Source organism: Micromonospora globispora (genome assembly GCF_003857015.1).
Lineage (GTDB): Bacteria > Actinomycetota > Actinomycetes > Mycobacteriales > Micromonosporaceae > Micromonospora > Micromonospora globispora.
On the sequence record NZ_QGGF01000557.1, the window covers coordinates 1 to 6,223 of the forward strand.

Consider the following 6,223-nt stretch of genomic DNA (forward strand, 5'->3'; position numbering starts at 1 on the left):
ATCCTGGCTGACCTGCTCGGCGAGGCGTCTCCGGTCGGCGGGCCGCCCCGGCGGCTGGCCGAGCTGGCGGCCCGGATCGCCGAGGCGTTCGGCGTCCGGCAGGTGCACGCCGACTCCCCGGCCGAGCTGCTCAAGGCGTTCGCTCGGGCCGGCGTGGAGCTGCCCAGCACCCGGGCCTGGGTGCTGCGCGGGGTGGAGCACCCGGCGGTGCCGCTGGTGTTGGAATACAAGGAGCTCTACCGGATCTGGACGGCGCACGGTTGGGCGTGGCGGGACGCCTGGGTCGCCGACGGCCGGTTCCATCCCGAGTATGTCCCCGGCGGGGTGGTCTCCGGCCGGTGGGCCACCCGGGGCGGCGGGGCGTTGCAGATCCCCAAGGTGATCCGGCGGGCCGTGGTGGCCGACCCGGGCTGGACGTTCGTGGTGGCCGACGCGGGTCAGCTGGAGCCCCGGGTGCTCGCTGCGGTCTCCGGAGACGAGCGGCTGGCCGAGGCCGGTGGCGCCGGGGACCTCTACGCGGCGCTCGCCCGGGACGCCTTCTCCGGTGACCGGGCCCGCGCGAAGGTGGCCCTGCTCGGCGCCATGTACGGGCAGACGGGAGGCGCGGCGGTGCCCGCCCTGGCCGTGCTCAAGCGCAACTACCCGATCGCGTTCGGGTACGTCGAGGCGGCCGCCCGCACCGGCGAGGCCGGCGGCCTGGTCCGCTCCTGGCTGGGGCGTACCTGCCCGCCGGGGTCGGTCGGCTTCGCCGACGGCGAGGAGGCGGATCCGGACGCGGGCGCCGACCCGCAGAGCCCCCGCGCCCGAGCGGCCCGCTCCCGTGGCCGGTTCACCCGCAACTTCGTCATCCAGGCGACCGCCGCCGAGTGGGCCTCCACCCTGCTCGCCACGCTGCGCACGGCGCTGGCCGGTACGCAGGCGGAGCTGGTCTTCTTCCAGCACGACGAGGTGATCGTGCACTGCCCAGTGGAGCAGGCCGATGCGGTGGCGGAGGCGGTGACCGCCGCGGGCGCCCGGGCGACGGCGTTGCTCTTCGGCGACACCCCGGTCCGCTTCCCGCTGGACACGTCCATCGTCGACTGCTACGCCGACGCGGCATAACGGTAGGGCAACAAAGCGGTATACCGCCCGAATCGCTCCTATTCGCCCCGCCACCCCGCTCGGGGGCGCTCGTTGGGCCCGGTGTCCGTACGACGGGACGGGCCGGGCGTATGCCGGGTCGGTCTCCAGGTGGAGGGGGCGCAGCGCTGAACCGGATCGCAGGAATGATCATCGCCGCTGGTGGGGGACGCCGGATCGGTGGACCCGAGGCGTTGCTGCACCAGGGGGAGAAGGCCCTGGTCAGGCAGATGATCGATACGATGACCGAGGCGGGCTGCGAGCAGGTCGTGGTCGTGTTGGGTGCGGCGGCCGACCAGGTCCGCGAGACGGCGGACCTGAGCGGGGCCACCGTGGTGATCAACCGGGCGTGGGGGACCGGGGTCGGCTCCTCGATCCGGGCCGGCCTGGCGGCGCTGACCGACGACGGGATCGAAGCCGTCGTCGTGGTACCGGTCGACATGCCTGGACTGACCGCCGCGGCCGTTCAGCGGGTGGTCGCGCTGCCGTACCCGGACGTGCTGGTCTGCGCGACCTACGGTGGCCTGCGCGGCTACCCCATGCTCTTCGGCCGCCGGCACTGGTCCGGCATCGCGACCCTGGCCAGCGCCGACGTCGGAGCCCGGCCCTACCTGCTGGCGCACAAGGACCAGATCGTGGACATCTCCTGCGACTCGGTCGCCGATGGAAGCCGGATCGACAGCCCGGAGCTGATGGCGCTCTACGGCCTCACCGTCCCGCCCCAGCGGGTGGGTGCCTAGGGGTAGCGGCCATCAGGTTGGCGGAAGGCGTTCCCACCCGCGTCGGAGCGGCCTCAGGACGTGCCGCCGAAGTCGGCGTTCTTGGTCTCGACCGTCCCGGCCGTCCGCCCCGGCGCCGCCTGGTAGGTCCAGTACAGGTTGGTGTGCGCGATGACCTGGTCTGGCGGCGGCGCCCCCCACGGCGTCTGGTCCTCCGTCGTGTGGGCGTCGCTGACCAGGGTTGCGTCGTAGCCCCTGGCGAACGCGCCGTGCAGCGTCGAGCGGATGCACGCGTCGGTCTGTGCGCCGACGACCACGAGTCGCCCGACCGCGAAGCCGGACAGCACGGTTTCGAGGCTGGTGTCCTCGAAGGAGTCGCCGTAGTGCTTCTCGACGAGCGGCTCGGCGTCGCCCGGCGTCAGCTCGGGGACGATCCGCCAGTTGTCGCTGCCCCGCGCCAGGTGTTCGTCGGAGTGCTGGACCCAGACAACCGGGACACCTTCCCGCCGCGCCTTCTCGACCAGGCTGCCGATGTTCGCGACGACCGTGTCGCGCTCGTGAGCCCCCTCGACGACGCCGTTCTGCACGTCGACGACGAGGAGCGCGGTGTTCGGCCGATTCTCGAGTGTGGTCATAATCTCCCCCTACTCACGCTGAACTCCTGTGCCCACCGACGGTAGACCCACCCACCGACAACGGGCGGGACCGAGCCGGACCGCCGGACCGGTAGGCTCGCCGCGGTGACCCGTCCCCCGCTCGACCTGGTGCCCGCCGAGGTGCCGGCGCATCCGCTGACCCACAACCCGCTCAACGGCGTCACCGGCGGCATCTGGCGGACCCGTCGGGACGGCCGGCCGGCGGTGCTCAAGCTGATCACCCCGCCCGGTGGCGGTGTCGGCCCGGTGCACTGGGCGGCGAGTGACGACCCCGGGCACTGGAACTATTGGCGGCGCGAGGCCGAGGCGTACGCCAGCGGGCTGGCCGGCACCGCCTGGGCCGACGCCGGACTGGCCGCCCCGGAGGTGCTGAGGATCGACGAGCGACCGGACGGCACGGTCGCGCTCTGGCTGGCCGAAATGGACGGTCGGCCGGGAACGGCCGGCACGGTGGACGACTTCGCCGAGGTGGCCCGGCGGCTCGGCGCCGCGCACGCCGACTGGCTCGCCGAGGGCGGGACGCGCTCCGCCGACCGGTACGACTGGCTGGCCCGGAACTGGCTGCGCGACTACACGTCCAGCCGCCCGGTCAGCGAGCCGGTGCCCTGGGACCATCCGGTCGCCGTCGCGGCCTGGCCGGCGCCGCTCCGCAAGGACCTGCGGCGGCTGTGGGAGGAGCGGCACGGTGTGCTGGCCGCCACCGACCGGCTGCCGCGGACCCTCTGCCACCACGACGTCTGGCCGACCAACCTTCTTTTCACCGCCGACGGCCCGGTGCTGCTGGACTGGTCCTTCGTGGGCGCCGGGCCGATCGGGGAGGACGCGGCCAACCTGGTGCTGGACACCTTCTTCGACGGCCTGGTCGACGTCGCGCTCCTGCCCGACATGGTGGAGGCGGTGCTGGACGGCTATCTGGCCGGGCTGGGCAAGGCGGTCGATCCGGCGCTGGTCGTCCGCGCGGTCCGGCTCACCGGCGCGGCCAAGTACTTCTGGCTCGCGCCGGTGATGCTCAACCGGGCCGGCGGTGGGACCGGCCAGACGTACGACCGACGCGACGAGGCGGCGATGTTCGCCGGCCGGCTCCCCGTGCTGGAGCTGCTCGCCCGCTGGTCGGCCGAGGCGCTCGGCTGACCGTCCGGCGTCCGCCGGAGTGTCGGCCAGGCGCCGCTACCAGTGGGGCGTCGGGCGCCTCAGGACAGGTCGAACAGGGCGGCGGCGTTGGCCCAGCAGACCGCCCGCAGCCAGTCGTCGCCGAGGTCGAGGCGGGCCAGCCCGTCGAGCTGCTCGGCGTACGGGTAGGGGATGTTCGGGAAGTCGCTGCCGAGCAGCACCTTGCCGGCCAGCCCCAGCTCACGCAGGCGCGACCGCTCCCCGTCGGGGAACGGCACGAACCGGTCGAAGAACGAGGTAAACGCCATGGTGGTGTCCAGCCGCACCCGCTCGTACGACTCGGCGAGGTCGAGGAACGCGGTGTAGTCCGGCGCGCCCAGGTGTGCCACGATCGCCGCCAGCCTCGGGTGCCGGGCGAGCAGCGCGGCGAACGCCTCCGGCCCGGTGTGCGCGGTTCCCACCGGGGCGTGCCCCACGTGCACCACCACCGGTACGCCGGCCTCCGCCAGCAGCCCCCACACCTTGTCCAGCGCCGGATCGGTGGGCAGGAAGCCACCGACCTGGACGTGCACCTTGAACACGCGGGCCCCCTCGGCCAGCGCGTCGGTGACGTATCCGACGGCCTCCGGCTCCGGATAGAAAGTGGCCGAGGGCAGGCAGCCCGGCGTGGCGCGGGCGAAGTCCAGGGTCCACCGGTTCAGCGCCGCCGCCATCCCGGGTCGGTGCGGGTACGCCAGCGCGGTGAACGCGCGTACGCCGAGCCGGTGCAGGTGCGCCACCCGCTCGGCGTCGCTCCACCGGTACCGGATCGGCCATTCGGTGCCGACCAGTGGCCCGGCCGCGTCGAAGTACGCCCACACCTTGCGCAGCAGCCGGGGCGGCAGGAAGTGCGTGTGCACGTCGGCCAGCCCGGGCAGCCCGAGCCGCCGCCAGAACGCCGGCACCTCGTCGTCCTCGACCGGCGGCCGTCGGATGGCGTCGTCCACGATCTCGCTCATACCTCGATGTTGAACCGGTGCAGCACCGACGGCGCGACCAGCCCCACCGCGGCGAGCGCCGCGAGGACGGTCAGCGCGGCCCGCAGCACGATCACCTCGGCCTTGCTGCCGGTCCGCAGCGCGATGCCGTTCGGCAGGCCGACCATCAGCCACATCCGCCGCTTGATCGGGATCGGCCAGAGGATCGGTACGCCGGCCCGGGTGATCATGTCGCCGAGGATGTGCACGAAACAGCCCACCCCGACCGCGAGCCCGATCAGCGGATAGCCGCGGTCGCCGGGAAGGTTGGCGAAGGTGAACCAGGCAGCGGCCGCCGACGCCAGCGTGACGATCACCCAGCCGGCCCGCTCGGCCCACTCGTCGAACAGCCCGCGCAGCGCCAGCCCGATCATGAAGAACAGGATGCTCACCACCGCCCACTTGCCGTAGTGGGCGCAGAGCGCGGTGGTGCCCCAGCCGACCAGCCCGGTGAACGGGAGGGTGTGGGTCAGCGTCCGGTGGCCGTTGTTCCGGCGCGGGTCCCGGCTCAGCTTGGTGGCGTAGTAGACCCCGAGCGAGATCTTCTCCATCACCTCGGCGATGAAGAGGCTGAACACCCCGAAGGTGCGGGCCACCGTCGCCCCGCCCTGGTTGCGGGTCACCTTGCCGGAGAGGTCGAGGTCGGGAAAGAGGGCCCCACCCGCGCAGACGGCGGTCCCGACCGCGAGCGCCAGCGGCGTCTGGTGGTAGTCGGCGAACTGGTCCAGCGCCCAGGAGCCGGCCAGCCACACCGCCGCGCCGGACAGCGCGTGGGACGGTCCCATCATCTCGACTCGCCCTTCCCCAGAGATCTTGATCGACAAAACTACGCCACTGTAGTTTGCCGCCGCCGTCGAGGGGATCACCCGGACGGTCCACTGGGGAAGGGGTCGCGGAAGGCCGCGGCCAGCAGGCGGAGCGGGTCGCCGGGGTCAGGAGGCGGCACCCTCCTTGGCCAGCAGGTTCCCGTCCGGAATCTCGATCCGGGCTCGCCCGTCGACCAGCAGGGCGGCGGCCCGGCGGGCCTGGAAGGTGCCGTGCTCCCGGCAGGCGGCGGCGTAGCTGGCGGCTGTCCGGACGGCGATGGTGGCCCAGCCGTACCGCTCGGTGACCATGGTGCGGGCTCGGCGGGCCATTCGGCGGGCGAAGACCTCGTCGCCGAGCAACTGGTGGACCGCGCCGGCGAGCGCGCCCGGATCGCCGTGCGGGAAGGTCACCCCGGTCACGCCGGGCTCGACGATCTCGGCCAGCCCGCCGGTGCGCGCCACCGCGAGGGGCGCCCCGGCGGCGGCCGCCTCCAGGGCGATCATGCCGAACGGTTCGTAGAGGCTCGGGACCACGGTCGCGTCGGTCGCGGCAAGCACCGCGGGGAGCTGGGTGGAATCCATGAACCCGGCGAAGCGGACCGTGTCGTCGAGGTGCAGCCGCCGCGCCTCGGACTGCAGCTCGTCCCGGTAAGGCCCGTCGCCGGCGATCACCACCCGCAGGCCCGGGTGCCGCTCGAGCAGGTACGGCACGGCGTGTACCAGGTGCTGCACGCCCTTCTCGTAGACCAGCCGTCCGGCGTACCCGACGAGGGGGCCGTCGCCGGCGATCACCACCC

The 6,223-nt window shown here is 73.3% G+C and carries 7 protein-coding genes; 3 read left to right on the forward strand and 4 right to left on the reverse strand.

The window, feature by feature from the left end; all coding sequences use genetic code 11:
• Both DKL51_RS28765 and DKL51_RS28770 read left to right on the forward strand, forming a co-directional pair.
• On the forward strand, positions 1-1,101 hold a 1,101-nt coding region (locus DKL51_RS28765; RefSeq protein WP_124812767.1), incomplete at its 5' end, for a bifunctional 3'-5' exonuclease/DNA polymerase.
• Positions 1,102-1,265: 164 nt separating this feature from the next.
• Positions 1,266-1,859 (forward strand): nucleotidyltransferase family protein, encoded by a 594-nt coding sequence (locus DKL51_RS28770; protein WP_109947654.1) that lies wholly within the window; start codon positions 1,266-1,268, stop codon positions 1,857-1,859.
• 53 nt (positions 1,860-1,912) lie between these two features.
• Here DKL51_RS28770 and DKL51_RS28775 read toward each other — a convergent pair whose 3' ends face one another.
• A complete protein-coding gene (locus DKL51_RS28775) occupies positions 1,913-2,473 on the reverse strand; it encodes a cysteine hydrolase family protein (protein WP_109947655.1) in 561 nt (186 codons plus the stop codon).
• A gap of 105 nt (positions 2,474-2,578) precedes the next feature.
• Between DKL51_RS28775 and DKL51_RS28780 the strand changes: the two genes are divergently transcribed.
• Positions 2,579-3,625 carry a phosphotransferase gene (locus DKL51_RS28780; protein WP_124812769.1) on the forward strand — a complete coding sequence of 349 codons (1,047 nt, stop codon included), beginning with the start codon at positions 2,579-2,581 and terminating at the stop codon, positions 3,623-3,625.
• Between the two features lie 59 nt (positions 3,626-3,684).
• On the opposite strand, the gene DKL51_RS28785 is transcribed toward DKL51_RS28780, so the two are convergent.
• The 3 genes from DKL51_RS28785 to DKL51_RS28795 all read right to left on the reverse strand — a co-directional run.
• Positions 3,685-4,602 (reverse strand): amidohydrolase family protein, encoded by a 918-nt coding sequence (locus DKL51_RS28785; protein ID WP_124812771.1) that lies wholly within the window; start codon positions 4,600-4,602, stop codon positions 3,685-3,687.
• Positions 4,599-5,408 (reverse strand): metal-dependent hydrolase, encoded by an 810-nt coding sequence (locus DKL51_RS28790; RefSeq protein WP_109964274.1) that lies wholly within the window; start codon positions 5,406-5,408, stop codon positions 4,599-4,601. Before DKL51_RS28790 ends, DKL51_RS28785 begins: the two co-directional genes overlap by 4 nt.
• A gap of 144 nt (positions 5,409-5,552) precedes the next feature.
• Positions 5,553-6,223: glycosyltransferase (locus tag DKL51_RS28795; protein WP_124812773.1), on the reverse strand; the 671-nt coding region annotated here is incomplete at its 5' end.